Source organism: Microbacterium sp. NPDC091382, from assembly GCF_044757025.1.
Classification (GTDB): Bacteria; Actinomycetota; Actinomycetes; order Actinomycetales; family Microbacteriaceae; genus Microbacterium.
In genome coordinates, this window is sequence record NZ_JBIVUD010000001.1 from 35,418 (window position 1) to 62,299 (window position 26,882).

Consider the following 26,882-nt stretch of genomic DNA (forward strand, 5'->3'; position numbering starts at 1 on the left):
CATCGGGGTCAGTGCGACAGGGTCTGGAAGAGGTCGAACGCGTCGGCCGGGGTGAGGCCGTCGTGCACGACACCGCGGACGGCGGCGAGCATCGCGGCGGGGTGCTCGGACTGGAAGACGTTGCGCCCCATGTCCACGCCCGCGGCGCCCTCCTGGATCGCCTGGTAGGCCACGCGGAGCGCCTCGCGCTCTTCGACCTTCTTGCCGCCCGCGATGACGATCGGCACGGGGCAGGCGCTTGTGACCGTCTCGAAGCCGTCCTCGACGTAGTACGTCTTGACGAACGCCGCGCCCAGCTCTGCGCTGATGCGGGTGGCGAGGCGGAAGTATCGGGCGTCGCGCACCATGTCCCGCCCGACCGCCGTCACCGCCAGCACCGGGATCCCCGCGCCCTGACCCTGGTCGACGAGCGTGGTGAGGTTCCTGATCGACTTGGTCTCGTTCTCGCCGCCGACGAACACCTGCACGGCGAGGGCCGCGGCATCCAGCCGCACGGCGTCGTCGATGGACACCGCGAGTTCTTCGTCGGACAGTTCCTTGAGGACGCTGGGCCCGCCGGAGGCCCGCAGGACGATGCCCTTGCCGTTCTCGGGCGGGATGGTGGTACGCAGCGCGCCGCGGGTGCACATCAGGGCGTCCGCCTGCGGGACCAGCGGCAGGATCGAACGGTCGAGTCGCTCCAGGCCCGACGTCGGACCCTGGAAGTAGCCGTGGTCGAAGGCGAGCATGACGGTCTTGCCGTCGGTGGGGTCGAAGACGCGCGACAGACGGGCGCGCAGGCCCCAGTCCTGGCCGGCCTGGCCCTTGAGGTGGAATCCGCCTGCGGGCGCGGCTCTTCCACCGAAATCGGTGCCGTCGCGGAGGTCGTCGAGGTCAGCCATGGATGGGCTCCTTCTGTGAGGGGGTGGAGGGGGTCGAGGTCCGAGTGCGCATGCTGTCGCGCAGCCGGTGGATGCTGGAGCGGCCGGTCCCCGTCGCCGCCGACGCGACGATCACGACGAGCACGACGAGGACGCCCTTGAGGACGTTCTGCGCCCCGACCGACCAGCCGACGAGATTGAGCAGGCCGGACAGCAGCACGAAGAAGAGGGCGCCCGTCCATGCGCCCGCGGGCACGGGGCGGCCTCCCGAGATGAGGGTGCCGCCGATGACGACGACGGCGATGGAGTCGAGCATGTAGCTCGTTCCGAGAACGGTGCTCGGCGAGATGTACGCCGCCAGCAGGCCGCCGACGAGACCCGCGAACCCGGCGCTGATGAGATAGGCCGTGGCGGTGACGAGGGCGACCTTGATGCCTGCGCGCTCCGCGGCTCGAGCACTCTGCCCGACGGCGATGATCGACAGCCCGAGCTGCGTGTGCCGAAGGACGAACCAGGCGAGCACGGTGACGGCCGCGACGATGATGGCGATGACCGGGATGCCGACGACCTTCGCGTTGACGAACGCGCGCAGCGCCGGGTCGGCACCGCCGCGGGCCGCGTCTGCGAGCAGCAGCGTCGCGCTCGTGACGATGAGGCTGGTCGCGAGGGTCGCGATGATGGGCGGCACACGGAGCACCAGGATCGCGGCGACCGACACGGCCCCCGCCAGGGCTCCGGCGGCCACTGCGGCGAGGAGCCCGATCACAGGACCGTGCGTCGCACCGACGGCGACGGACACGTACGAGGTCATCGAGATGACCGTTCCCACCGAGACGTCGATGTTCCCCGGCCCCAGGGTGATGACGAGCATCTGACCGAGGGCGACGAGCACCAGGAACGGCGCGAGCGAGAGTGCCTGCGTGATCGGGTCGAACGGCGACCCGGGTCGGACGGCGATGATGACGGCCCAGACACCGAGTACGCCGATCAGCGACCAGCCCCATGCCGGCCAGCTGAACCGTCGCTCGGCGGGAGCCGCGGGGAGGGTGCGGGTGTCGACTGCGGTCATCGGACGAACCTCTCGGTGATGATGCGACCGGCCAGCACCGCGATGACGATGAGGCCCTGCGCCGCCGACTGCAGGGCGGACGGGAGATTGATGAGGCTCAGTAGAACGGTGATGAGCCCGAGGGTGACGGCGCCGAGCGTCGTCCCGATGGGCAGAGCACGCCCGCCCGAGAACGTGCCGCCCCCGAGGATGACCGCGGCGATGGTCATGAGCGTGTACTCGCTCGCGGCGTTCACATCGCCCGACCACGTCTGCGAGGCGAGCAGGAGACCGGCCGCGACCATGAGGACGGCGGCGAGCGCATAAGCCGTGACGCGTGTGCGCGTCAGCGAGACACCGGCCTTCTCGAGCGTTGCGGCCTGCGACCCGAGCGCGCGCATCTGCGCGCCGGCACGGGAGCGACGGGTGATGTACCAGCCGGCCAGCGTCGCGAGGATGATGAAGATGACCGGTGCGGGGAACCAGGTCGGACGCCAGGTCGAGATGACCGACAGCCAGTCCGGCGTCTGGCCGCCCGGCGTGGGGCGGATCTGCAGCCCGATGCCGAGCCAGACGAATGACATGCCGAGCGTCACGATGATCGACGGCACTCCGCGGCGCTGAACGACGAGAGCCAGCAGGCCGTAGACGACGACGATGCCGGCGATCGCAGCGACCGCGAGCAGGGGCGCGTCGATGAACAGCGTCGCGGCGATGACGGTGATGAGGCCGACCAGGTACCCCACGCTGAGGTCGATGTCGCCGACGCTCATGATGATCATCTGCGCCTGCGCGGCGAGCACGAGAGGTACCGACGACATCAGCATGAGGGTGAGCCCGGGAATGCTGAGAATGCCGGGCTGCAGGCTCGCGGTGATCGCAAAGATCACGGCGAGCGTGACGAGTGCGAGCAGTGCGGGCGAGCCGTTGATCGCGCTCCCCCGCAGCCGGGTGGTCGTCGTCGGGAACGAGGCGGACCGTCGTCCTGCCGCTGCTGTGGTCATCACGCGATCTCCTCGATGCGGTCGTCGGTGCCGAACGAGTCGGCGATGATGCGGTCCTCGGTGATCTCGTCACCGCGCAGCTCGCTGACGATGCGGCCGGATCGGAACACGTACACGCGGTCGCAGTGGGCCATCTCGCTGTTCTCGGTCGAGTACCAGATGACGGATCGCCCTCGGGACGCCTCCACCCGCATGAGGGCGTAGAGCTCGTTCTTGGTCGTCACGTCGACGCCCCGGAACGGGTCGTCGAGCAGCACGAGGGCGGCATCCGTGGCGAAAGCCCGGGCGACGAGGACCTTCTGCTGGTTACCGCCCGACAGGGCGGTGATCGGTGAGCGCGCACCGCCCTTGATGCTCAGGCGCTGCACCCACTCCCCCGCGAGGGCGCTCTTGCGACCGGAACGCACGACACCCGCGGTGGAGAGTTGCCGAGCGGATGCCACGGTGAGGTTCTCGGCGACGGTCCAGAGCGGGAAGATCCCGCTCGTCTGTCGATCGCCGGGGACGTAGGCACGGCGCTTGGCCACCATCGCGCCCCGGCTGTTCGACCACAGCCGGCGCAGCACGACATCCTGCCCGTGGCCGGCCAGCCCCGCGAGGCCCACGACTTCGCCGGGGCCGACGTGGAGTTCTACGCCCAGATCGTCGAGCCGGGCGAGTGTGCCCTCGGCGCGCACGTCGGGCCGGGGCGTGCTGGTCACCCGGCGGACCGTGCTGGTGTCGGCGTGGACGTCGCCGCCCATGGTCGCCAGCAGGGCGTCCTCGCTCGTCGAGGCCGCGCCGGTCACCTCGACGATGCGACCGTCCTTCATGACGGCGATCCGGTCCGCGTTGGCGAGGACCTCCTGCATCCGGTGCGAGATGAGCACCATGCTCACGCCCTGTGCGGTCAGCGCGCGGAGGTGGGTATAGAGCTGGCGGGTCGCGTCCACGCTCAGCGACTCGGTCGGTTCGTCCAGGATCAGCATCGAGAGTCCGTCCGTGCACAGGGCACGCGCGATCTCGAGCATCTGCCGCTGCGCCATGCTGAGGTCGACGACCCGGCGGACGATGTCGATGCCGTGCCCGGGAAAGACCTCGTCGAGCGTCTGCGCGACTCGACGCTCGGCCGTGCGCCGCCACCCCCAGCCTCGCGCCGCGGCATCCGACAGCGCGATGTTCTCGGCGACCGTGAGGTCGGGGCAGAGGGCCAGCTCCTGGTAGATCATGCGCACACCTGCCGCGGCGGCTGTGCGCTGATTCCACGGACCGGGGGTGCGCCACGTCACCGATCCGCCGTCGGGGGCTTCGCGTCCGGCGAGCACGCGCATGAGCGTGCTCTTTCCGGCGCCGTTGTGGCCGACCAGTCCGAGGATCTCCCCCGCGCCGACGGCGATGTCGATGCCCGTCAATGCGGCTGTCTTGCCATATCGCTTCGACACGTTGGTGGCGGTCAGCAGCGGCGGCGCGACGGCGCTGTGCCCGGGCGTGTGCATCGCAGAGGTCATGGAGTGTTCCTTCGAACCGGTCGGCCGGACGGGTTACTTCTTGAGCGCGGGGGCTTCGACGGGCTCGCCTGCGGCGATCGCCGTGAGAGCAGCCGTGATGGATGCCTCGTCCCACGCATTGGCGGCGTACTCGTCGGTGCCGAGCGTGTCGACCCAGTAGTCGAGGTCGGCCTGTGCGACCTGCACGAGCGGCAGCACGACCTCATTCGGGACGTCCTCACCGCGCTCCTTGGCGAGGGCGACGTACACGGCGGCCACGACCTGGCCGGGGTCCGTCAGCGCAGCGAACGAGCCGTTGTCGAGCCCGCTCTCCTGCCAGAACTTCAGCGACTTGCCGTCGGTGTCGAAGACGACGACCGGCGCGTCACGCCCTGACGACTCGAACGCCTGCACGACGCCCATGCCTCCGATGCATCCGGGCACGGCCGCGATCTCGGGCAGGGAGCCGAGGACGCTCACGATCTCCTTCTGGGCGGTCGCGGAGTCGCAGAAGCCGTTGACCTCGGCCGCGACCTTCACGTCGGGGTAGTCCTTCAGGATCTCCATCTGCCGCGCGTGGAACGCCTCTTCGGGCTGTGAGCCGACGACGCCGCGGTTGATGATGATGTCGCCCTTGCCGTCGATCGCATCGAGGGCCGGCTGGATGGAGTCGGCACCCCACTGCCCGTAGTCGTTGCGCACGACGGTGCCACAGCTGGTGTCCATGTCGGCGTCGAGGATGATGACGTTGATGCCGGCGGTGCAGGCCTCTTCGATCACCGGCTTGAGCGCGCTGGACGAGGCGGGGATGACCATCAGCACGTCGGGGTTCTGGAGCATGAGGCTGCGGATCTGCGATGCCTGCTCCGTCGCGCTGTTCTCCCCCGGGGCGTTGACGACCGAGTAGTCAGAGACGACGCCGTCCGACTTCAGCTTGTCAGCCTCGGTTTCGAACTTGTCGATCAGGGTGAGACGCCACCCGTTCACGAACCCGTTCGATAGGGCGATCTTCAGCCCCTTGGGCTCCCCGCCGGCGCCGGCGGGCTCGGCCGAGGTTGCACAGCCGGCGAGGATCACTGCTGCGGCTGCGGTGGCCGCTGCGGCGGTCAGCGCGCGCCGCATCTTCGGGAACTTCATCTGTTGCCTCCACTGTTCGCGTCTTCGCGAGTCGGGCACTCGCTCGTTGAGTGCGCGGATCAGAACATGTCCGTACCAACCTGTCATTACAAGTTGGTGATGACTAAGGTAGGGACAGCGGACCCGGGATGTCAATTGCGAGGTTGATACGCTCGACGCCGAGCCGCAGGGCGAAGGAGTACAAATGCCGACACGTGCGACGAACAGCACGCTCGATCGCGACGCCGACGTACCGCTGTGGCAGCAGCTCGCACGGCGGCTGCGAACCGAGATCGAGGACGGCGTTCTGCGCCCCGACCAGGCACTGCCCTCCGAATCCGAGCTGATAGACCGGTACGGCGTCTCTCGCACCGTGGTGCGGGAGGCTCTCAGTGAGCTCGTCCGGAACGGGCTCATCTACAAGGTCCGCGCACGGGGGTCCTTCGTGGCACCGCAACGGCCGGAGTTGAAGTTCGTCGGCGCGGTCACCGGATCGTCCGACGATCTCGCACCCACCGGACGCACCATCTCGACCCGGGTCCTCGACTTCTCGACAGGCGAGGCCGACGCGCTCGAGGCGGAGCACCTGAAGATCGGGGTCGGCGCTCCGGTCGTCCGCGTGCGCCGACTGCGCAGCGTCGATGAGACGCCGTGGCTGCTCGTCCAGACGGTCCTTCCCGCCGAGCGGTTTCCGACACTGTCACCGACCCAGCTCGAGAACGCATCGCTGTACGCGCTCCTCCGCCGCCGCTTCGGCGTCGAACCGAGCGGCGCGGACCGGTGGATCAGCGCCGTGATCCCCGACCGCGAGGACGCCGAGCTGCTCGAGTTGGCGGCCGGCAAGCCGGTTCTGGCCATCGAGTCGGTCGCGTGGGATGCCGACGGCGTGCCGTTCGAGCTGTACCACGCCCTTCACCGCAGCGAGGAGTCGCGCTTCTACGTCGGCATCCGCTGAGTCGCGGCGCCCGCCCGACGACCGCGGCGCTTGTCAACGCCCCCGTCGCTCGCGAGGCCCCCCGCCTATCGTGGCGGGGTGGGAGAAGAAGTCGAGAAGCAGGAGATCACGGGCGCCGACCGCACCCTTCATCGCGCGAAGATCCGTCGGAACCTCGACGTCTTCGAGCGGATGCTGCGCGAAGCCCGGTTCGATACCGATGACCCGATGACGGGGCTCGAACTCGAACTCAACCTCGTCGACGCCGTCGGCGACCCGGCGATGCGGAACGAGCAGGTGCTGCGGGCGATCGCGGACCCCGCCTTCGTCTCGGAGCTCGGTCGCTTCAACGTCGAGATCAACGTGCCGCCGGCGAAGCTCCGCGAGGGCGGGCTGACGGCGTTCGAAGAGGGGATGCGGCAGAAGCTCAACGAGGCCGAGGCGCGGAGTGAGGAACTCGGCGCCCATCTGGTGATGATCGGCATCCTGCCCACGCTTGCGGAGCCGCACCTGAGCCGCAGCACGCTGAGCGCCGACTCGCGGTACGACCTGCTGAACGAGCAGGTGCTCGACGCGCGCGGCGAGGACATCGTGATCTCGATCGCCGGTCGCGAGCGGCTCGAGACGACGGCCGATTCGATCGTGCCCGAAGCGGCGTGCACCAGCACGCAGTTCCACGTGCAGACCTCGCCGGCGCAGTTCGCGGCGTACTGGAACGCGTCGCAGGCGATCGCGGGGGCGCAGCTCGCGGTCGCGGCGAACTCGCCCTATCTGCTCGGGCGTGAGCTGTGGCGCGAGTCGCGGATTCCGCTGTTCGAGCAGGCGACCGACACGCGCAGCGAAGAGCTGAAGGCCCAGGGTGTGCGCCCGCGGGTCTGGTTCGGCGAGCGCTGGATCACCTCGGTGTTCGACCTGTTCGAGGAGAACGTCCGGTACTTCCCGGCGCTGCTGCCGATCATCGACGACGAGGATCCGCTCGAGGTGCTCGAGTCGGGCGGCGTGCCGTCGCTGGCGGAACTGAAGCTGCACAACGGCACGGTCTACCGATGGAACCGACCGGTGTACGACGTCGCCGACGGCATGCCGCATCTGCGCGTGGAGAACCGCATCCTCGCGGCCGGGCCGACCGTGGCGGACACGGTCGCGAACGCCGCGTTCTACTTCGGCCTGGTGCGATCGCTGGCAGAGGATGAGCGCCCGGTCTGGTCGCGCATGCCGTTCGCAACGGCGCGCGAGAACTTCCAGTCCGCCGCGCGGGTGGGCATCGACGCTCGGCTGTCGTGGCCCGGCATCGGCCAGGTGCCGGCCACGGAGCTCATCCTCGACACCCTCCTGCCGCTCGCGGCCGAGGGTCTCGACGCCTGGGACGTGTCCCCCGCCGAGCGCGACCGCTACCTGGGGATCATCGAGGGCCGCTGCGTCGCGAAGACGAACGGCGCCGAGTGGTTCGCGACGCGGATGCAGGCACGCTCGGGCATGGAGCGTGCCGATGCGCTGCGCGCCACGCTGCTCGAGTACCGCGAGGCGATGCACACGAACGAGCCCGTGCACACCTGGACCTGAACGCGCCACGGGCACACGCAGAACGCCCCGACCCACTGAGGGTCGGGGCGTTCGGGGGACGGCTTACTTGAAGGCGTCCTTGACGTTCTCGCCGGCCTGCTTCACGTTGGCCGCGGTCTGGTCCTTGTGACCTTCGGCTTCGAGGCGCTCATTGTCCGAGGCCTTGCCTGCGGCTTCCTTGCCCTTGCCGGTGAGGTCCTGAGCGGCGTTCTTGATCTTGTCGTCGAGTCCCATGGTGTGGTCCTTTCGTCGATGACCCGAAGCAGTTCGTTCCGGGACCACCAACGCTAGGCACGACCGCCGATCCCAGCGACCCCCTGGCGTTCCGCAGGATGATGAGTTAGTGCCCTCGAGGCGCGTCAGCCGAGGTAGTCGCGGAGAGAGTCGCGCCAGTCGCGCGGCGAGAACCCCGTCGCCTCGATCTTCGCCAGGTCGAGCACCGACCAGCGGGGTCGCGGTGCGACGGAGCCGGATGCCGAAGCGAAGTACTCCTCGGTCGACACCCCTGACACCTGGGCCCGGTCGTGGCCGGTCTGCGCGTAGACCTCGGCGGCGATCTGCGCCCACGAAGCCGCGTCTCCCCCACCGGTGAGGTTGTAGACCCCGGCCGGAGCGTCGACATCGAGCAGATGACGGATGCCGCGGGCCAGGTCGCCGGTGAAGGTGAGGCGTCCGATCTGGTCGTCGACGACCGACGGCGAGACTCCGCGGTCGGCGAGGGAGGCCATCGTGCGGACGAAGTTCCTGCCCTCGCCGATCACCCATGAGGTGCGGACGATGTAATGGCGGGGAACGGTGGCGACGATCGCGTCGGCGGCGGCCTTCGTCTGCCCGTAGACGCCGAGCGGCGCCACCGGCTGGTCCTCGCCGTAGGGGACGTCGGCGGTGCCGTCGAACACGTAGTCGCTCGACACGTGCACGAGCGTGATGCCGTGCTCCGTCGCGATGCGGGCGAGCTGCGCGACTGCGGTCACGTTGCCGGCCCATGCTCCCGCGCGGTCGGTCTCGGCGGCGTCCACCGCCGTGTAGGCGGCCGCGTTGACGATGGTTCCGTAGTCCCGCCAGCGGCGTGCTCCGGTGAGGTCCGCGGTGAGGTCGAGGTCCTCGCGACCGGCGAACTCGACCCCGACGGAGTCCTTGTAGGCCTCGCGCAGTGCGCGGCCGAGCTGTCCGTTCGCGCCCACGACGAGCGTCTTCTTCGGCGGGATCGGTACGACGTCGGCGAGGCGCGGGTGGGCGAGGTCTTTGGGCGAGATCTCGACGTCGGCGAGCGGGATGGGCCACGCGATGGCGGCGGTCTCGTCTGCCAGGTTCAGGAACGAGTACGACGCGTCGGGCGACCAGTGGTCGTTGACGAGGTAGGTGTACGCGGTGTCGGGTTCGAGGGTCTGGTACGAGTTGCCGACGCCGCGGGGCACGAAGATCGCCCGCGACGGGTCGAGCTCGGTAGTGAAGACGGTGCCGAAGCTGGGGCCTTCGCGCAGGTCGACCCAGGCGCCGAAGATGCGGCCGGTGGCGACGGAGACCCACTTGTCCCAGGGTTCGGCGTGGATGCCGCGGGTCGTCCCGACGGCGTCGTTGAACGAGATGTTGTTCTGCACGGGGCCGAAGTCGGCGAGTCCCGCGGCGGTCATCTTCTCGCGTTGCCAGTTCTCCTTGAACCAGCCCCGGCTGTCACCGTGGACGGGCAGGTCCCAGACGACGAGTCCCGGGATGCCGGTGTCGGTGGGCGTGAGCGCCTTGCCGAACTCCGTCATGATCACTGGCCCTTGCTGGCGTAGAAGGCTTCGACGCCGTCTTTGGCCGGTGCCCACCAGCTCTCGTTCTCGCGGTACCACTCGATGGTGGCGGCGAGTCCCGCCTCGAAGTCGCGGTACGAGGGCGTCCAGCCGAGCTCGGTACGGAGCTTGGTGGAGTCGATGGCATAGCGCAGGTCGTGGCCGGCGCGGTCGGTGACGTGATCATAGGCGTCACGAGGCTCGCCCATGAGTTCGAGGATGAGTTCGACGACGGTCCTGTTGTCCTTCTCGCCGTCGGCGCCGATGAGGTAGGTCTCGCCCATCCGTCCCTTGTCGAGGATCGTGAGAACGGCCGAGGAGTGGTCGTCGGCGTGGATCCAGTCGCGCACGTTCTCGCCCTTGCCGTAGAGCTTGGGACGGATGCCGCGGATCACGTTCGTGATCTGCCGCGGGATGAACTTCTCGACGTGCTGGTAGGGCCCGTAGTTGTTGGAGCAGTTGCTGATCGTCGCGCGGACGCCGAACGAGCGGACCCAGGCGCGCACGAGCAGGTCGCTGCCGGCCTTCGTCGACGAGTACGGCGACGACGGGTTGTAGGGCGTGTCCTCGGTGAACCGGGCGGGATCGTCGAGCTCGAGGTCGCCGTACACCTCGTCGGTGGAGATGTGGTGCAGCCGGGTGTCGTGGCGGCGGGCGGCTTCGAGCAGCGTGTAGGTGCCGATGATGTTGGTGTCGAGGAACGGCCGCGGGTCGTGCAGCGAGTTGTCGTTGTGCGACTCCGCCGCGTAGTGGACGACGGCATCCGCCTTCGCGAACAGGCCGTCGACGAGTTCGGCGTCGGCGATGTCGCCGACGACGAGGTCGACGCGGTTCTCGGGCAGATCGGCGAGGGATGCCTGGTTGCCCGCGTAGGTCATCTTGTCGAGCACGGTAACGGTGTGGTCGGTGTGCGCGACGACGTGGTGGACGAAGTTCGAGCCGATGAAGCCGGCGCCGCCGGTGACGAGGAGGTGCACCATCAGGCGGAACGGCTCAGCATGTCGAGCAGGTACGTGCCGTATCCCGACTTTGTGAGCTTTTCAGCGCGGCCGCAGAGCTCGTCGCGTGAGAGGAAGCCCTCACGCCAGGCGATCTCCTCGGGGTTGCCGATGGACATCCCTGTCCGTCGCTGCAGTGTGCGGACGTAGTCGGCAGCATCAGTCATGTCGTCGAAGGTCCCCGTGTCGAGCCAGGCGGTACCGCGGGGCAGCACCTCGACCTGCAGCTTTCCTGCCGCGAGATAAGCGCGGTTCACATCAGTGATCTCGTACTCCCCACGCGGAGACGGCGAGAGGCTCTTGGCGATCTCAACCACGTCGTTGTCGTAGAAGTAGAGACCGGGCACGGCGTAGTTACTGCGTGGCGCGATCGGCTTCTCCTCGAGGGAGATTGCGCGCCCGGTGTCGTCGAACTCGACGACACCGTATGCCTCCGGCGAGCGCACCCAGTAGGCGAAGACAGCGCCGCCGTCGACGTCGCTGAACCGCTTGAGCTGCCGCCCGAGACCGGGCCCGTAGAGCAGGTTGTCGCCGAGCACGAGTGCGACCTTGTCGTTGCCGATGAACTCGGCGCCGATCGTGAAGGCCTGCGCGAGTCCGTCCGGCGAGGGCTGAACGGCGAAGCTCAGGCTGATGCCGAACTGCGAGCCGTCGCCCAGTAGGCGCTCGAAGAAGGGCGCGTCATGCGGCGTCGTGATGATCAGGATGTCGCGGATGCCGGCGAGCATCAGCGTCGACAACGGGTAGTAGATCATCGGCTTGTCGTACACCGGGATGAGTTGTTTGGACACACCAAGCGTCAACGGATGCAGCCGAGTTCCCGACCCGCCCGCGAGAATGATCCCCTTCATGGTTCCCCCAACCATTTCCGCCCCCAAAGCGGAATCCAGCCCGTTCGACCACCCCAAATGGCCAGAATGCGGGCTCGCCCCATTTCTGAGGCGGTCACAGCCTACCCCCAACGGTGCCGTCGGGGGTAGCGCTGCGTTGCGCCTCAGCGCCTCACGACCTCCGCGAGACGCTCCGCGACTTTGTAGGCGGTGTTCTCCGACGCCGCCTCGACCATGACGCGGACGAGCGGCTCCGTGCCCGAGGGGCGCAGCAGGACACGGCCTGCGTCGCCGAGCTCCGCCTCCGCAGCCGCGACGGCTTCGAGAACGTCCGGGGCAGTGGCGCGCGAACGTTCCACACCCTTCACGTTCAAGAGCACCTGCGGGAACACCGTCATGACCTTCGCGAGCTCCGACAGCGGCTTGCGCTGACGAACGACCTCGGCTGCGAGGTGCAGGCCGGTGAGGAGCCCGTCGCCGGTGGTGGCGTATTCGCTCATGATCACGTGGCCGCTCTGCTCGCCTCCGAGCGAGAACTTGCCCTCATTCATCCGCTCGAGCACGTAGCGGTCGCCGACGCCGGTCGTTTCGAGGCGGATGCCGTTGGCCTCCATCGCGCGGTGGAGCCCGAGGTTGCTCATCACGGTGGCGACCAGGGTGTCCTGGTGCAGCAGACCGCGCTCTCTCAGCGAGACGGCGAGGATCGCCATGATCTGGTCGCCGTCGATGACGCGACCATCGGCGTCGACGGCAAGGCAGCGGTCGGCGTCACCGTCGTGGGCGATGCCGAGGTCGGCGCCGGTGCGCAGCACCTCGGCGACGAGGACGTCGGTGTGGGTCGACCCGACACCGTCGTTGATGTTGATGCCGTCGGGATCAGCACCGATGACGGTCACCTTCGCGCCCGCGTCTCGGAACGTCTCGGGCGAGACGCCGGAGGCCGCGCCGTGGGCGCAGTCGAGAACGACGTGCAGGCCGCGAAGAGGCGTGTGCATCGACGCGAGCAGGTGCACGACGTAACGGTCTTCGGCATCGGCGAAACGGCTGATGCGGCCGACGGCTCCCCCGGTGGGGAGCAGCTTCGGGCCGGCCATGGCTTCTTCGATGCGCTGTTCCACCTCGTCGGGCAACTTGACGCCGCCGCGCGCGAAGATCTTGATGCCGTTGTCGGGCGCCGGGTTGTGCGAGGCCGAGATCATGACGCCGAAGTCGGCGTCGATGTCGCCCACGAGGAACGCCGCGGCCGGTGTCGGCAGCACGCCGGCGTCGAGCACGTCGACGCCGGATGAAGCGAGCCCTGCGGCCACGGCGGCGCTGAGGAAGTGCCCTGATACGCGCGGATCGCGGGCGACAACAGCGGTCAGGCGCTTGCCTGTCGCCTTTCGCGCCTCGGCGATACGGCCCTGGCCCAGGACGACAGCAGTCGCCTGGGCCAGGGTCAGCGCGAGATCTGCGGTGAGCGGGCCGTTTGCCAGGCCGCGCACACCGTCTGTCCCGAACAGTGCCATCGAAGGATTAACGCTTCGAGTACTGAGGAGCCTTACGCGCCTTCTTGAGACCAGCCTTCTTGCGCTCCTTGACGCGAGCGTCGCGGGAGAGGAAGCCGGCCTTCTTGAGGGTCGGGCGGTTGTTCTCTTCGTCGATCTGGTTCAGCGACCGTGCGATGCCGAGGCGCAGGGCGCCGGCCTGGCCCGAGGGGCCACCACCCGAGATGCGGGCGATCACGTCGTAGCCACCGGCGAGGCCGAGGACCGTGAACGGGTCGTTGATGAGCTGCTGGTGCAGCTTGTTGGGGAAGTAGTCCTCGATCGTGCGGCCGTTCACCGTGATGGTGCCCGAGCCGGGGACCAGACGCACGCGGGCGATGGCCTGCTTGCGGCGGCCGACAGCGGCACCGGGGACGGAGAGCACGGGACGAACCGGAGCAGCCTCAGCGGCAGCCGGGGTCTCGGTCGAGTAGTTCTCAGGGGTCTGGTCGAGGGAGTCAGCGATCTTCGCCATCAGATAATCCTTGTTCTTCTCTGCGGCGCTTACTGGGCGACCTGGTCGAAGGTGTACGTGGTGGGCTGCTGGGCCGCGTGCGGGTGCTCGGCACCGGCGTAGACCTTCAGCTTGGACAGCTGCTGGCGACCCAGGCTGTTCTTGGGGAGCATGCCGCGCACGGCCTTCTCAACGGCGCGAACCGGGTTCTTCTCAAGGAGCTCGGAGTAGGTGACCGACTTGAGGCCGCCCGGGTAACCCGAGTGACGGTAGGCCTTCTTCTGCTCGAGCTTCTGGCCGGTGAGGGCCACCTTGTCGGCGTTGATGATGATCACGAAGTCGCCGGTGTCGACGTGGTTCGCGAAGGTGGGCTTGTGCTTGCCGCGCAAGAGCGTGGCAGCGTGCGAGGCGAGGCGGCCGAGGACGACATCGGATGCGTCGATGACCACCCACTCACGGGTGATCTCACCGGCCTTGGGGGTGTACGTGCGCGTCACAGTAGTGCTGCTTTCATAGATTCGAACGGAGAGGTTCGTGAATCCCACTCCGGGGTGGTTCGCTCGGGATGCCGGACGAACACGCCAGTGGAGGGCTCACGTTCGTGGTGCGAGGCCAGCAGGGGCGCAGGCACCAATAGGCAACGATACACCAGCTGCTCAGAATCAGAACACACGTGGAGCACGCCCTTCGCTTCGGGAGCGTGGCACCGCCATGGTGTTGCGGCGGTCGAGCCGCCTTCGCCACTGCGAGATCGGCTTCTCGATAGCCCACCAGCTCACGGTTGCCATAACAATCGTGCTGATCACGCCCCCTAGCGGGACCCACCACTCGTCCACTGCTGCATGGAGCCAGACAGCGATGGCGTAATTCCAAAGGTACGCCGCATACGAGATCTTTCCCAGCCAGACGAGCGGCAACAAGGCGCGGGTCGGAAGACTCACCCAATCGGACCAGATGGTTATTAACGCAACGCTGATTAGAGCCACTAACGGCCCGAGCAGCAGGTATGAATACGGCGAATCCTTCGCATCGGGGACGAACGACAAAGCGATCAACCCGACCAGCGAAGCCAAGCCGATCCCGGCACGCCACCTCACCGTCGAAGGCAGCACCCGCTCCACCCGCTGCGACCAGATTCGCGCCGCAGCGCCGATGACCATGGCCAACGCCCAAGATGTTGGCAATGAATACATCCGCTCCAGGTTGGGAGACAGCACGAGGAGACAGACGATCATCGCGACGACGATCAGCCCAGCAGACGCGAACACCCACCGACGCAGCGAGTGTCGACGGATCCCGAGCGTCAAAATAAAAGGCCAAACCAAATAGAACTGCTCCTCCGTGGCGAGCGTCCAGAGGTGTGTGATGGCGTCGTTCCCTACGTCAATTGGAAGATTCGCCGTGTAGGTGAGACCGATGAGAATGGATCGCCACAGGGACGCTCTTTGCGCAGTCGGGTCCCACCATAGGGTGACCAACAACACGCCCAGAAGGAAGAAGATCAGAGCGGGCACCAAACGCAGGAGCCGATTCCGATAGAAACGCCGGTAGTCAACCCTGCCGCGACGCTCGACATCTCTCATCAACAGACCGGTGATCAAGTACCCACTGAGCGTGAAGAACGTGACAACCCCCACGATCCCAGCGCTCCCAAAAAGTCCGGGCCACGCATGCCGAAGGATGACGAGCCCAATAGCTAGCCCACGAAGAACGTCCAACCCACGGATGTGCACGTGTGCACCCTATGCTCCAACGCCGGTGGCCCCGTGGCGGAGAGGTTAACGCGAGTTTCCGACATGCATCTCGGAGCCTGCCGCGGCTGAAATGATGAGGACACATGGCCCTGGTAAGTTGCGCCAGAGAGTCTGGGCGCGCCCCAGCGTTGCGAAGGGGGCACATGACTGGGTTGCTGGTGCACGAGTGGGTGGAGAAGTCGGGAGGGTCGGAGCTGGTGGTCGAAGAATTCCTCGCCACCTTCCCCGAAGCGCACGTTCAAGTGCTGTGGGACGATGCCCCTGGACGCTTTGGTGAGCACGTTCGCGAAACATGGTTAGCGCGAACGCGGTTGCGCAACCACAAGGCACTCGCGCTGCCCTTGATGCCAGCAGTCTGGAGAAACTTGAGATCCTCCGGGCTTTACGACTGGATGCTGGTGAGTAGTCATCTATTCGCGCATCACGCGAAGGTGGCGACTCAGCGCGACCTCAAGAAGCTTGTGTACACCCATACCCCAGCCCGATACATCTGGGCGCCCGAGCTGGACCGGCGAGGCGCATCCCTAGTCGCGCGCGCCGCCTCGATCCCGCTACGAAAGCTCGACCGACGCCGGGCAGACGAAGCTGTTGCGGTCGCCGCAAACAGCCAATTTACTGCTGATCGCGTGCGCGCAGCCTGGAGGCGGGAAGCGACGGTCATTTACCCGCCGGTTGACGTCGCCGCTATTCGCGCGGAGGTGTCGTGGAGATCAGTCCTCCACGGCGAGGATCTCCGGGTCGTGGATTCTTTACCGGAAGAGTTTCTCCTGGGCGCGTCCCGGTTCGTCCCGTACAAGCGTCTGGACCTGGTGATTAAGGCAGGCGAAGCGTCGGGCTCTCCGGTCGTTATCGCCGGCAGAGGCCCAGAGGAGGGCCGACTTCGCGAGCTTGCCGCGAACGCTCGCGTGCCGGTCCACATAGTCGTGTCACCTTCTGACGAGTTGCTGCGTGCGCTTTATCAAGCGTGCAGGGCCTTCATCTTTCCCGCAATCGAGGACTTCGGGATTATGCCTATCGAAGCGATGGCCGCCGGAGCCCCAGTAGTTGTGCCTGCTGTCGGTGGTGCCGCAGAAGGTGCCCGTCTAACGAATGGCGGCGTTTCTTTCGAGGACGAGTCCCATTCATCTCTCAAAAAGGCGGTCGAACAGTCATCTCTGCTGGACAGGCATCGCTTCACCGACGCCACCGAAATGTTCTCCGTCAGCCGATTCAGACAAGAAATAGCGTCATGGGTTCACCTGCACACAGCGCCGGAACGCAAATGATCTTCGGAGATGAACGATGGGCAGGCACTCATGGCATAGGCAGGTACGCCACAGAGGTGCTCGGACGATTGTCGGACATCGTGGAACCGCTACGACTCACGGGAAGGCCCGGGTCCCCGTTGGACCTCCTGCGACCGAGAATCCTGCGGCGGAATTCCCTAATCTATTCACCCGGTTACAACGCCTCTCCAAGCAACTGCCAACAGCTCGTCACCGTGCACGACCTGATTCACCTGCAATCAGCCGGTCCACAGCACCGCGCCTACTATGAGACGGTTCTCAAGCGTGCGATACGCCGTGCCGGACGCGTCATCACGGTGTCCAAGACTTCGCAGCGAAAAATTGTTGAGTGGCTCGACAGCGACCGGATTGAAGTCGTCGACTGCGGAAACGGCCTGTCGGAGACCTTCCGTGCCTCAACACAGGCTGCTCCCTCCGAGAGGGGAGACCACCTTTTGTATGTCGGGAACCTCAAACCCCATAAGAATTTCCATGTGCTCATGGAGGCGCTGAGGATAGATAAGACCCTCGAACTGATCGCCGTTACGCCAACTCCTAGCCTCGTTAGCTCAATCGCCCGTTCGGCCGAAGTAGGGGGACGGGTGCGAGCACTGAGCGGTCTCGATGACAGGGAGATGGCGGCTCTGTACCGATCAGCGCGCGCGACCGTCTTGCCTTCGGAAATCGAGGGTTTCGGTCTCCCAGCTTTGGAGAGCATCGGGATGGGCAGTCCCGTCATCTACTGGAAGGGGTGCGAGAGCATCGCGGAAATCGTCGATGGGAACGGGTGGGAAGTACAGGACCTGAGGTCCCCAGAAGCCTGGGCTTGGACCATGTCAGAAGCTCGCGAACGGAACATGGAATTTAATCCTATCGAGGCGACCCACAGCTACTCCTGGGAGTCGGTTGCGCAGGCAGTGCGACAGCAGCTGGTGAAGTAATGCCGTCCGCCCTTTTCCTCAGTCACACTCACGCCTTTGGTCATTTCAGGGTAGGAAGCCACCACCTGTCTCGGGAGCTCGCCGAGAGTGGTTGGCATGTGACTCATATCTCTACCCCAGAATCGCTCGCGCACCGCATTGCCGGGCGGATGGACACTTTGCGTAGTGCAGCTTCGGAAATCTCCCCAGTGCTCGACTCGGCAGGCGTCAGGCACGTCATCCCGCGAACCGTTCTGCCCGCAGGACTGCCGCCACGACTGCTCGGGTTGGGACGGCGTCAGCGATTTGACGTCGCCTTCATTGATCAACCCCTTCTGTGGAGCGCCAGCCTCAAACACGTTGCGCGAGTGATCGTTTACCGTCCAACCGATCAATATCCGTCCGGATTGAAAGCACTCCTGCAGGCGCAAATACTTCGTGAGGCCGATGCCGTCGTCGCGACTTCCACGCCCGTCCTTTCGAGCCTTGGCAGGGTGAGGGTTCCCGCCCTGGTTCTCGAAAACGGCGTGGACGTCGATCATTTCCGAGATCGAAATTTAACTCGGTCCAAGCAGGCCGTATACGTGGGAGCGATAGACAAACGGTTCGATCACGGTCTGGTGTATGCGTTAGCCGATTCCAAGCCGGATTGGCAGTTCTTAGTCGCCGGGGGGTACTTCTCCCCCGAGGGTAGGCAGAACATCGAAAATGCCCCGTCGATTCCGTACCGGGAACTGCCCGAGGTCCTTGGTCGCGCTCGGATCGGGCTGCTACCGCTCTCCTCGGACACGCTCAACGAGGGTCGCAGCCCGATGAAGCTCTACGAATACCTTGCGTCTGGATTGCGAGTCGTCTCAAGACAAACCCCGGCCATCAAACCGAACGAGGAGTGCGGTCTGTTCACCTATCGCAATGCCACGGAGGCAGTCCAATCATTCGATCGAGCAACGATCGCAGAGGACGCAAACTTCGCCGGCAGTTTGATCGCGCAGGACTACTCGTGGCGTGATCGCTCAACGCGACTCGTTGATTTCGTGCGCGACCTAGGAGTCCGATGACCGGCCCGAAGCCTAAACTTTCCGTAGCAGTCGTTGCGACAACTGCGTTCTCTGGCGGGGCAGAGATCTACATCGATCGACTCGCTCGTGGCCTGGTTGGGGGTGGCGCCGAAGTTGTTCTCTATGGCTCGATTCCTCCGTACTCGTTGCCCAGCGTCGAGCTCGACCACGGTCCGAAGTGGTCATTGCGGACACTGCCGCTGAGTGTTCTCCACTTCGGCCGAGATCTCGCCACGCTCCGCAGCCGCGTCAGCAAACGTCACAACGCCTTCAGCCTTCACTTCAAACGCGAACAGGTGGCATTCACGAGGGAGCTTTCTAAGCACGCTCGCGTCGTTTGGACTGAACACGGAACGTTTCCCTCCGGTCCGTTCGGGTCGCTGATCGGTCCGCTCTATAGACGCGCGTCGAGGCATGCCGCGCAGATAGTTTGCGTGTCCGACGTAGTGCGGCAGAGCATCATTCAGCACGTTGCGGACCCCAGCAAAGTGGTTGTTATCGAATCGGCCGTCGACGATCAAGCTCCGGTGGATCGAAGTGAGGCCCGCGCCCGGCTTGGCGTCTCGCACGACTCCAGAGTCTGTGTTTTTGCGGGTCGACTCACATCCAAAAAACGACCGCAACTTGCTATCGATGCTGCTATTGCTGCCAGGGCCACGATTTTGGTTGCGGGAGAGGGGCCTCTCTTCGCGGACCTCTCCCGGGCGTATTCATCCAACCCGTTGGTCGTGTTTCTCGGCCAGGTCCCATCCACCAGAGATCTATTCGCCGCCGCAGATGTGCACTTGTGGACCTCAGATGGGGACGGGGAGGGGTTCCCCACCGTCCTCTTGGAAGCGGCGAGAGCGGGAACTCGAACTGTGGGCGTCACCGGGACCAACTTCGAGACGATGGTGATCGAATCCGGCGGAAGGTTGGCCCACCCCGTCGCCGACGATATCGCGCAGCGAATCGCTACGGACGAGTCCTCTTCCGAGGCGCGACGACGCCGACGCTGGCTCGACGCGCATTCCTACGAGGCATGGCTCAGGAGCTACCGAGCCGTATTTTTGTCCGTGGAATCAGAGCGAAATCGGCAGGGCTAATGCGATGCTGACAACGCTAATCCGTCTCCAGAAGCGTCCTCTCCTTCGGGTCGCCAGCTCAGCAATCTTGCGGATCGCTGGGGTAAATGTGCCTTCGACGGTCATGATCGGTGTCGGACTGGAACTCCCGCATGGAGCGGTCGGACTGGTTGTCCATCAGGACACAGTGATCGGTGACAGGGTCAAGCTCTACCAGGGGGTCACTATTGGCCGCGCGGACGTACACGACACCGATTCGGCAGGAGGCGGTCGGGTGGTCATCGGGGACGACGTAGTTATTGGCGCGAACGCGGTCGTTCTGTTCCGGTCCGGTCAGACGATCGAACTGCGCGACCGGACAGTCATCGGCGCAGGCTCGGTCTTGTTGTCGGGTACCGGTGAAGACGAGGTTTGGGCAGGGAACCCAGCCCGTCTTGTCGGCAGACGAAAGCCGGCCAATAGCCAATGAGCGACACCTCCCCGAAGCCCCCCTATCGGGCGGGACTCCTCGCCTTTGGCGGCAACGTGGCGCTTCCGCTCTCAGCCCTGATCACCGCCCCGCTGCTTGCCCAAGGCCTAGGGGCAGCGGCACGGGGTGAAGTCGCAGCTGTCGTGTCCGCCTACACCCTTCTCGTCATGCTCACTTCTGCCGGCCTCGCTGATGCCGTCACATACTTCGTTGCACGGCGGCTTTCGACATTTGGATTCCTCGGCCGATCAACCCTTCTGATCTGCTCAGCAACCGCCATTATCTCCATCGCCCTTGCTTACCTCAGCGCGCCTGCGCTCGCTGCCGGCTCGGTGGTGATCGAGGACCTGATTCGCCTGACGTCTTGGCTGGTCTTCCCGGCCGTTATCGTGTCTGTTGTTCGCGGATTTGCTGCCGGCCGAAATCAATGGGGGCTGATAGCGGCGGAGAAGGGAACCACCGCACTTGTCCGCGTGGGCGGGATCGCATTTCTGCTTGCTACTGGAACGATGACGGCGGGCTCCGCCTCAATGGTCCTCGTGCTCTCCCTCACGGCGGCGGGTGTCCCCTACCTCCTTTTGCTCGCGAAAGAAAAGGACGGCGGTCATGACCAGACGAGCTTCCGAGAGCTCACCGGGTATGCATCGAAGGTCTGGCTAGGCGCGGTTGCGGGAGTATTGCTATCCCGAGTCGACCAGATACTTCTGGCTCCGATGGCAGGCACCAAGCAATTGGGCCTCTACGCGGTAGCGGTCAATATCGGCGATGTGCCGCTCATCATCGTCGCAACATTCGTTGGTCTGATGTTGACGGCGGACGCTAAGTCCCGAAATGACGCTCGCCTTGCCCTGACCAGCCGCGCGACGAGCCTTCTCGTATTTCTTGCGGGCTCAGCGCTCACCCTCTCGATGCCGCTCTGGCTCACACCTCTCTTCGGCGATGAATTTATCAGCGCTATGCCCGTAGCCGCGATCCTCCTCCTCGCGGTTCTGATTCAAGCTCCCGGCTCAGTTGCCGGTGCGGGTTTGTCGGCGCGTGGCACCCCGCACGGGCGGAGCAATGCGATCGCGTTTGCATGCCTCGCGAACGTCGCGGCCCTACTACTGTTGGCACCGGGCCTCGGAGCCATCGGCGCAGCGGTCGCCACCGTGATCGGCCTATCTACCAACACTTTCTTCAACTTGTTCTATCTGAAGCGGTGGCACAACGTGAAGGTCGGACCTTTCTTCGGGCTACGGAGGGGCGACCTGACAGAGATGATCAAGGTTTTCAGACGCTAGCCAGCACTAAGTTGGGTTGCAGCGGGCAGAAGCGCGATATCAATTGGAGGGCGAGGCTGATGGCTACGCGTCCGATCCCCTGGTCAGCCAGCGGCTCCGCAGGACTCTCATCGGGGTCGGACTCCGTGCGTGACCCGAGCTGCAGATGGGGCAGGTTGACCCTCGCCGGGCTAGGACTTGCGCTCACGTTCCTGGGAATTGCCAGATCCGCGCTCGTTCCCGAAGCGCTCGCATTCGCCACGCCATTGATTGCCCTAGCGCTCATCGCCGCGACGGCTATGCCCTCCGCCCGCAGTCTTCGGGTTGGCGCCAGCGCTTTGCCGGTGGTTGCTGTTTCATTCCTGCTGATTTGCAGTACTGCCGCGCGTGGGAATTCGGTCGATTGGATCAAGTCGATCGGCATCGGTTTGCTCTGGATCTTCGCGTTCGTGGTCTGCGCGAACCTATCCCGGCGTAGCTCGCGAACGTTCTTGAAAATGGTTATTTGGTTTGGACTTATTCAGCTGCCCATAATGGTGTTCGAATCGCTCATACCCATTGCAGGGGTCCGGAATGCGATTGCGGCAACCTCAAGCGAGGGCTATCTCATCCGCTCGAACTTGATTCTGGGAGACTGGACAAACCGCGCTCAGGGAACCTTGGGCTACCCGATCGCCGCCGGGAACCTCATGGCTCTCTGTTTTGCACTCGTTTTGTTCGTGCCTCGAATTCGACCAACAACTAGGGTCGTAGGTGCGGCCTTGTTTGCCGGAGGCGTACTGATGACGGGCACCCGGTCCGGGCTGATCGCAATTGCGATCGCCTGCGTTGTGGGCGGCTGGTTGTACATGCGTGGACTGGCGCGCGTCTGGGCCCTCGTCGGAACCGCTATCGCCGCGGTCGCAGTGACCTCCTTCCTGACCTCCGCGTCCTCAAGCGGTGATTTCTCCTTCGAACACCGTTTTGGAGTCGTGCAAAGCTTTGGAGCTCTGCTCGAGCGGCCGTGGAGTGAGGTCCTATTCGGTTCCGGGCTCAACTCCCATGAGGCAGCATTCCGAGACGGGTACATCGGCGCGAGCTCGACATGGGCAATCGATAATGCGTATCTGACGATATTCATCGCGTCGGGCGTAGTGGCACTGGCGACGCTAATAGCGGTCCTCGCCAGGGGACTACTAAGTGGGGATCAATACCTCAGACCCGCGATCGCGGTCTTCGCCGTCTTCTTCCTCAGCTATGACGCACTCTGGTGGCACCTTTCAGCTTTCCTCTTCTGGGCAGTAATGGGCATGGCTTCGCGCGCAGATCCAGTCGATCGTTCGTAGAAGCGCTGGTCCACCCGATCTACCGAACGCCAGCCATTCACAAGCCCGACACACCCCTGTGGCAGACTGAGCCGCATTGCCCCTGCGACCGCAGGGCTTCAGCACGAGAGGCACCATGGAGCTCAGCGACTACATCCGCGTCCTCCGCAAGAACTGGCTCATCATCGTCGTGCTGACGCTGGTCGGCCTCGGCGCGGCAGCGGCATACTCCCTGACCCGGACCCCCGTGTACGAGTCGTCGAGCAGCGTCGCCGTCTCGACGCAGACCGGCGGTACGGCATCCGACATCCAGCAGGGTGCCAACTTCGCCCAGACGCGCATCAACACATACGTCGGACTGGTGACGACGCCGATCGTGCTCAACCCGGTCATCGCCGACCTCGACCTTGGCGTGACCGCCGACACCCTCGGGAAGCAGATCACAGCATCGTCCGCGCTGAACACGACGATCATCACGATCACCGCAACCGACCCCGATCCGGTCGTCGCGGCCAACCTCGCGAACCAGATCGCGGCAAGCCTGTCTAAGGTCGTCCCCGAGATCGAGCCCGAGATCGCAGAGGGCGGCAGCCCCGTGCGCCTCACTCGCGTAAGTGACGCGCAGCCCGCCCTCGCTCCTGCGAGCCCGAATGTGCCGCTCAACCTGGCACTGGGCGCGCTCGTCGGGCTGGCTCTCGGCATCGGCGTCGCCGTCCTCCGGACCGTCCTCGACAACAAGGTGCGCACGCCGCGCGACGCCGAGGCCATAACGTCCGCCCCCTCGCTGGGTGCGATCGCCTACGACGCGAAGGCGAAGGAACGCCCCCTCATCGTGCACGCCGACCCGCTCAGCCCCCGCGCCGAGTCGTTCCGAGCCCTGCGCACCAACTTGCAGTTCCTCGACATGGGCGGTCGGTCCAGCTTCGTCGTCACGAGCTCGGTGCCCAGCGAGGGCAAGTCGACCACGACGATCAACCTCGCGATCGCTCTCGCCGACGCGGGCAAGAAGGTCGCGCTGCTCGACACCGATCTGCGCAAGCCCAAGGTCGCCGAATACCTCGGCATCGAAGGCGGCGTCGGCCTGACCGACGTGCTCATCGGGCGGGTGCGCGTCGGCGACGTCATGCTCCCGTGGGGCGGTCGCAGCCTGTTCGTCCTGCCCGCCGGCAAGATCCCGCCCAACCCGAGCGAGCTGCTCGGCTCCAAGCAGATGGCCACCCTCCTCGAGGTGCTCGAGCGCGACTTCGACGTCGTGCTCTGCGACGCTCCCCCGCTGCTCCCCGTCACCGACGCCGCCATCCTCTCGCGCGGCACGAGCGGGGCGATCCTGGTCGCCTCGGCCGGCCGCGTCACCCGCCACCAGCTCGAGGGCGCAGTCGAGGCCCTCCACACGGTCGGTGCCAAGGTCGCCGGATTCGTCATGTCGATGGTCCCCACCCGCGGACCCGACTCCTACTACAACGCCTACGGGTACGGATATGGCTACGGCTACATGCAGGAGCAGCCCAAGGCAGCCCGGGGACGCAAACGCAAGACTCCCGTCGCCGTCGTTCCCGACACGGCGCCGATGATCGGCGACACCGGCTTCGACTCGCGACGCGACGCGCGCAGCGCGGGCGACGCCGGCGCGCGCTGACGCATGGCACGCCGGTCGCCGGCCCGCCGCGGCCTGCCCTCGGTCGTCGTCGCAGTCCTCGTGGTCGCCCTCACCGTCGCCGTCGGCGGTCTCGTGGTCCTCGCGCTCGACCGCGGTCGCGGCACCGACACCGCGGCACAGCCGACGCCCTCGCTCGAGCCGGAATCGACGCCGACGCCCTCTCCGACCGCGACCGCCACGAAACCTGCGGAGCCCGGTGCCGCTGAGCGCTTCCTCGCCGTGGGCGACGGCGCGATGTGGCGGGCGACGGCAGGCGCCTGCGACGGCGACGCCCCCGTGATCGAGCGATCCGATGACGACGGCGACACCTGGACCGACGTCACCCCCACGTATCGCGACATCGCCCAGGTGCGCGACCTGACGCCCTTCGCCGAGACCGAAGCCGACCTCGTCGCCGACATGGGCGCCGACTGCGAGACGCAAGCCCTGCGCACCTTCACGAAGGGCCGGTTCTGGTCTCCCTACGAAGACCTCCTGCCGCAGTCCACCTACCTCGACGGAGCGACCGTCGTCATCGACGGCACCCGCGTCGACGCACCCTGCGAGCGCCCGTGGGGGCTCCGCGCCTCGGGCGACACCACCGCGGTCATCTGCGACGGCACCGCCTATGCGATCGCCGACGACACCGCGACCGAGATCGGCACCGGTGTCGCCGCGCTCGGCGTCCGCGACGGGCAGGTCATCGGCGCCCTCCTGCGCCCCGACTGCGACGGGTTGCAGGTCGCACCGCTCACCCCCGACGCCCCTGCGCTCGACTGCCTCGACGTGGATGCCGACGGCCCCGTCGCGCTCGCTGTCACCGCCGACTCCATCCGAGTGTGGGCGGGGGACGACCTCGTCAGCATGGCCCGGTGATGCGCCGGCTCGACCGCGTCTGGCGGACTCTGGCATCGACGTTCGTCGGGGGTGCCTACTTCACCCGGTGGTCGCTGTTCCTCGCACTCGCCGTGGGGGTGCTCCTCAGCGTCCCGAGTGTCGGCTCGCCGTCCTTCGACGGTTATCTTCGCGGCGTGGCCGTCGCCGCGATGGGGTCCCCCGTCCTGATCGCGATCGGTGGCTACGCGGCCTGGGCCGAGAGACGCCTCACGAACCACGCTGCGCGCGCGGCCGTCGTCGTCGCCGCGATCGTCGCGGTCTCGGGCATCCGTCCCTTCGTCAACGACGCGATCAGCACACTCGTGTTCGCGACGTCGACCGGGGGGAACTGGGCGACGCGCATCACCACGAATCTCATCACATGCGTCGCGCTGTTCACCGTCTGCGCCGTCGCGATCACCTATCACCGCCGGCTCCGCGCCACGACCGAGCGCCTGCAGCTCGCCGGGGTGCAGATGCGCTCCGGCATCGCCGAAGCCCGCCGCCTGCGCGACGAGGCCACCGCGGCACGACTGCGCCTCGTCGATGAACTGCGAGCCTCACGCGACGAGCTGCTCGCCGCAGAGGTGACCTACGACCGGGTGCGCGACTACTCGAACCGCGTGCGTGCGGCATCCCACCACCTCGACGCCCTCCCCACCGCGCCCGCACCCGCCTCCCCCGAGTCCGTCGCCGTCGGCGAGAGCCGACGCATCCCCGTGCTCGGGCGACTGGGCAGGACCCCGCCGCTCACCGTCGGGCTCACGTACGTGGCCGCGACCCTGCCCTTCGGCCTCGCCCACGGCGGGCCGTCCGTCGCCGGCGTCGCGATCCTGGCATGCGCCGCGATCGACCTCGTCGCCGGCGGCATCCTGCGCGCCACCCTCCGGCTGCGACCGCGGCTGCGCGGCATCCTGTTCCTGCTCGTCTGGACCGCAGCCGGAGTCGGCGTCCTGGCGCTCACCTTCACCCTCATCCCCGACGTCGGCTCGCTCGGGCTCGTCCCGCTCGTGGGCGTGCCGCTCATCGCGATCGTCATCAGCCTCTCGGTCGACGCCTACCGCCGGGCCCAGGCCGAGGAGAAACGCGCCACGACGGTGCTGCTCGAATCGGCCCGCCGCCTCGCCGCCGAGGTCGACACGACCGATGCTCCGCTGCAGCGGGCGATCGAGGTGCTCCACGGCCGCCTGCAGGGCCGGTGCGTGATCCTCGCCGCCCACGTCGACGAGAACGTCGCCGATGCCCGCACTCTCGCGGTCTTCCGAGAGCAGACCGACGCCATCCTCGACGAGGTCCGCTCCGGCGACGCGCCGCCGGCGGGCGACGTCGAGGAGATCGACGACCTCGTGCGCGCCTGGTCGGTCGTGATGGGCGTGAGCCTCACCGTGCATGACGACGCACGCGAAGGCCTCGACTCGCCCGCGATCGCCGAGAGCATCCGCGGCCTCGTCAACGAGGGGTTCGTCAACGCCGTCAAGCACTCCGGCGCGCGGTGGGCCGACGTCGAGGTCCACCTCGAAGGAGCGGCCATCGCCGTCCGCATCTCGAGCCCCGGCATGCTGCTCGTGGCGGATTCCGCGACCGGCGAAGGCATCACCGGCATCGGCACGCGCGGGGCCTTCACGACGTTGCACCAGGTGGGCGACCGCGTCGTCCTCGAAGGGCTCTTCCCGTTGCAGCCTGCGGCGCCCCCGGCCTGA

General features: G+C 66.3%; 25 protein-coding genes. 12 read left to right on the plus strand and 13 right to left on the minus strand.

The genetic code is table 11. The features are described from left to right. Nucleotides 1–8 precede the first annotated feature (8 nt). Genes lsrF through ACIQLK_RS00180 form a run of 5 tightly spaced genes read right to left on the minus strand, consistent with a single transcriptional unit; the run spans nucleotide 9 to nucleotide 5,515 of the window. A complete protein-coding gene (gene lsrF / locus ACIQLK_RS00160) occupies nucleotides 9–881 on the minus strand; it encodes a 3-hydroxy-5-phosphonooxypentane-2,4-dione thiolase (protein ID WP_400361936.1) in 873 nt (290 codons plus the stop codon). Continuing rightward, nucleotides 874–1,929 (minus strand): ABC transporter permease, encoded by a 1,056-nt coding sequence (locus ACIQLK_RS00165; protein ID WP_400361938.1) that lies wholly within the window; start codon nucleotides 1,927–1,929, stop codon nucleotides 874–876. Before ACIQLK_RS00165 ends, lsrF begins: the two co-directional genes overlap by 8 nt. Further along, nucleotides 1,926–2,912: an ABC transporter permease gene (locus ACIQLK_RS00170; protein WP_400363825.1), complete on the minus strand. Its 987-nt coding sequence runs from the start codon at nucleotides 2,910–2,912 to the stop codon at nucleotides 1,926–1,928. The genes ACIQLK_RS00165 and ACIQLK_RS00170 overlap by 4 nt, the downstream gene beginning before the upstream one ends. Further along, entirely contained in the window at nucleotides 2,912–4,399 is a 1,488-nt protein-coding gene (locus ACIQLK_RS00175; RefSeq protein WP_400361939.1) for a sugar ABC transporter ATP-binding protein, read from the minus strand. Before ACIQLK_RS00175 ends, ACIQLK_RS00170 begins: the two co-directional genes overlap by 1 nt. 33 nt (nucleotides 4,400–4,432) lie before the next feature. Further along, nucleotides 4,433–5,515 (minus strand): substrate-binding domain-containing protein, encoded by a 1,083-nt coding sequence (locus ACIQLK_RS00180; RefSeq protein ID WP_400361940.1) that lies wholly within the window; start codon nucleotides 5,513–5,515, stop codon nucleotides 4,433–4,435. Between the two features lie 184 nt (nucleotides 5,516–5,699). Here ACIQLK_RS00180 and ACIQLK_RS00185 point away from each other — a divergent pair, with 184 nt between their 5' ends. Next, nucleotides 5,700–6,449 (plus strand): GntR family transcriptional regulator, encoded by a 750-nt coding sequence (locus ACIQLK_RS00185; protein ID WP_400361942.1) that lies wholly within the window; start codon nucleotides 5,700–5,702, stop codon nucleotides 6,447–6,449. 78 nt (nucleotides 6,450–6,527) lie between these two features. After that, entirely contained in the window at nucleotides 6,528–7,991 is a 1,464-nt protein-coding gene (locus ACIQLK_RS00190) for a glutamate--cysteine ligase (RefSeq protein WP_400361944.1), read from the plus strand. 63 nt (nucleotides 7,992–8,054) lie between these two features. On the opposite strand, the gene ACIQLK_RS00195 is transcribed toward ACIQLK_RS00190, so the two are convergent. The 8 genes from ACIQLK_RS00195 to ACIQLK_RS00230 form a co-directional block, all read right to left on the minus strand. Continuing rightward, nucleotides 8,055–8,225 carry a CsbD family protein gene (locus tag ACIQLK_RS00195; RefSeq protein WP_065570902.1) on the minus strand — a complete coding sequence of 57 codons (171 nt, stop codon included), beginning with the start codon at nucleotides 8,223–8,225 and terminating at the stop codon, nucleotides 8,055–8,057. A 125-nt stretch (nucleotides 8,226–8,350) separates the two neighbouring features. Further along, nucleotides 8,351–9,748 carry a dTDP-4-dehydrorhamnose reductase gene (gene rfbD / locus ACIQLK_RS00200; protein ID WP_400363826.1) on the minus strand — a complete coding sequence of 466 codons (1,398 nt, stop codon included), beginning with the start codon at nucleotides 9,746–9,748 and terminating at the stop codon, nucleotides 8,351–8,353. A 2-nt stretch (nucleotides 9,749–9,750) separates the two neighbouring features. After that, complete coding sequence (gene rfbB / locus ACIQLK_RS00205; RefSeq protein ID WP_400361947.1) at nucleotides 9,751–10,749, minus strand: dTDP-glucose 4,6-dehydratase; 999 nt, start codon at nucleotides 10,747–10,749, stop codon at nucleotides 9,751–9,753. Continuing rightward, nucleotides 10,749–11,618 carry a glucose-1-phosphate thymidylyltransferase RfbA gene (gene rfbA, locus ACIQLK_RS00210; RefSeq protein ID WP_400363827.1) on the minus strand — a complete coding sequence of 290 codons (870 nt, stop codon included), beginning with the start codon at nucleotides 11,616–11,618 and terminating at the stop codon, nucleotides 10,749–10,751. The genes rfbB and rfbA overlap by 1 nt, the downstream gene beginning before the upstream one ends. Nucleotides 11,619–11,761: 143 nt before the next feature. Beyond that, the gene (gene glmM / locus ACIQLK_RS00215) at nucleotides 11,762–13,105 is read right to left on the minus strand and encodes a phosphoglucosamine mutase (protein ID WP_400361949.1); all 1,344 of its coding nucleotides are present in this window, start codon (nucleotides 13,103–13,105) and stop codon (nucleotides 11,762–11,764) included. Nucleotides 13,106–13,112: 7 nt separating this feature from the next. Further along, on the minus strand, nucleotides 13,113–13,598 hold the full coding sequence (gene rpsI / locus ACIQLK_RS00220) for a 30S ribosomal protein S9 (RefSeq protein WP_020098671.1): 486 nt from the start codon (nucleotides 13,596–13,598) through the stop codon (nucleotides 13,113–13,115). Between the two features lie 29 nt (nucleotides 13,599–13,627). Then, a complete protein-coding gene (gene rplM / locus ACIQLK_RS00225) occupies nucleotides 13,628–14,074 on the minus strand; it encodes a 50S ribosomal protein L13 (protein WP_064003290.1) in 447 nt (148 codons plus the stop codon). Nucleotides 14,075–14,239: 165 nt separating this feature from the next. After that, entirely contained in the window at nucleotides 14,240–15,310 is a 1,071-nt protein-coding gene (locus tag ACIQLK_RS00230) for an acyltransferase family protein (RefSeq protein ID WP_400361952.1), read from the minus strand. A 164-nt stretch (nucleotides 15,311–15,474) separates the two neighbouring features. Between ACIQLK_RS00230 and ACIQLK_RS00235 the strand changes: the two genes are divergently transcribed. The 10 genes from ACIQLK_RS00235 (at nucleotide 15,475) to ACIQLK_RS00280 (ending at nucleotide 26,882) form a co-directional block, all read left to right on the plus strand. Next, nucleotides 15,475–16,596, plus strand: coding sequence for a glycosyltransferase (locus tag ACIQLK_RS00235; protein WP_400361954.1), 1,122 nt, complete (start codon nucleotides 15,475–15,477; stop codon nucleotides 16,594–16,596). Next, nucleotides 16,560–17,537 carry a glycosyltransferase family 4 protein gene (locus ACIQLK_RS00240; protein WP_400361956.1) on the plus strand — a complete coding sequence of 326 codons (978 nt, stop codon included), beginning with the start codon at nucleotides 16,560–16,562 and terminating at the stop codon, nucleotides 17,535–17,537. Before ACIQLK_RS00235 ends, ACIQLK_RS00240 begins: the two co-directional genes overlap by 37 nt. Before the next feature lie 98 nt (nucleotides 17,538–17,635). Further along, nucleotides 17,636–18,574, plus strand: a complete 939-nt coding sequence (locus tag ACIQLK_RS00245) for a hypothetical protein (RefSeq protein ID WP_400361958.1) — start codon at nucleotides 17,636–17,638, stop codon at nucleotides 18,572–18,574. After that, nucleotides 18,571–19,659, plus strand: coding sequence for a glycosyltransferase family 4 protein (locus tag ACIQLK_RS00250; RefSeq protein ID WP_400361960.1), 1,089 nt, complete (start codon nucleotides 18,571–18,573; stop codon nucleotides 19,657–19,659). The genes ACIQLK_RS00245 and ACIQLK_RS00250 overlap by 4 nt, the downstream gene beginning before the upstream one ends. A gap of 88 nt (nucleotides 19,660–19,747) precedes the next feature. Further along, the gene (locus tag ACIQLK_RS00255; RefSeq protein WP_400361962.1) at nucleotides 19,748–20,107 is read left to right on the plus strand and encodes a DapH/DapD/GlmU-related protein; all 360 of its coding nucleotides are present in this window, start codon (nucleotides 19,748–19,750) and stop codon (nucleotides 20,105–20,107) included. Continuing rightward, complete coding sequence (locus ACIQLK_RS00260; RefSeq protein ID WP_400361964.1) at nucleotides 20,104–21,387, plus strand: oligosaccharide flippase family protein; 1,284 nt, start codon at nucleotides 20,104–20,106, stop codon at nucleotides 21,385–21,387. Before ACIQLK_RS00255 ends, ACIQLK_RS00260 begins: the two co-directional genes overlap by 4 nt. A 155-nt stretch (nucleotides 21,388–21,542) precedes the next feature. Then, entirely contained in the window at nucleotides 21,543–22,691 is a 1,149-nt protein-coding gene (locus ACIQLK_RS00265; RefSeq protein WP_400361966.1) for an O-antigen ligase family protein, read from the plus strand. A gap of 115 nt (nucleotides 22,692–22,806) precedes the next feature. Further along, nucleotides 22,807–24,306, plus strand: a complete 1,500-nt coding sequence (locus ACIQLK_RS00270) for a polysaccharide biosynthesis tyrosine autokinase (RefSeq protein WP_400361968.1) — start codon at nucleotides 22,807–22,809, stop codon at nucleotides 24,304–24,306. Between the two features lie 3 nt (nucleotides 24,307–24,309). Beyond that, nucleotides 24,310–25,182 (plus strand): hypothetical protein, encoded by an 873-nt coding sequence (locus tag ACIQLK_RS00275; RefSeq protein ID WP_400361970.1) that lies wholly within the window; start codon nucleotides 24,310–24,312, stop codon nucleotides 25,180–25,182. Beyond that, nucleotides 25,182–26,882 (plus strand): hypothetical protein, encoded by a 1,701-nt coding sequence (locus ACIQLK_RS00280; protein ID WP_400363828.1) that lies wholly within the window; start codon nucleotides 25,182–25,184, stop codon nucleotides 26,880–26,882. Before ACIQLK_RS00275 ends, ACIQLK_RS00280 begins: the two co-directional genes overlap by 1 nt.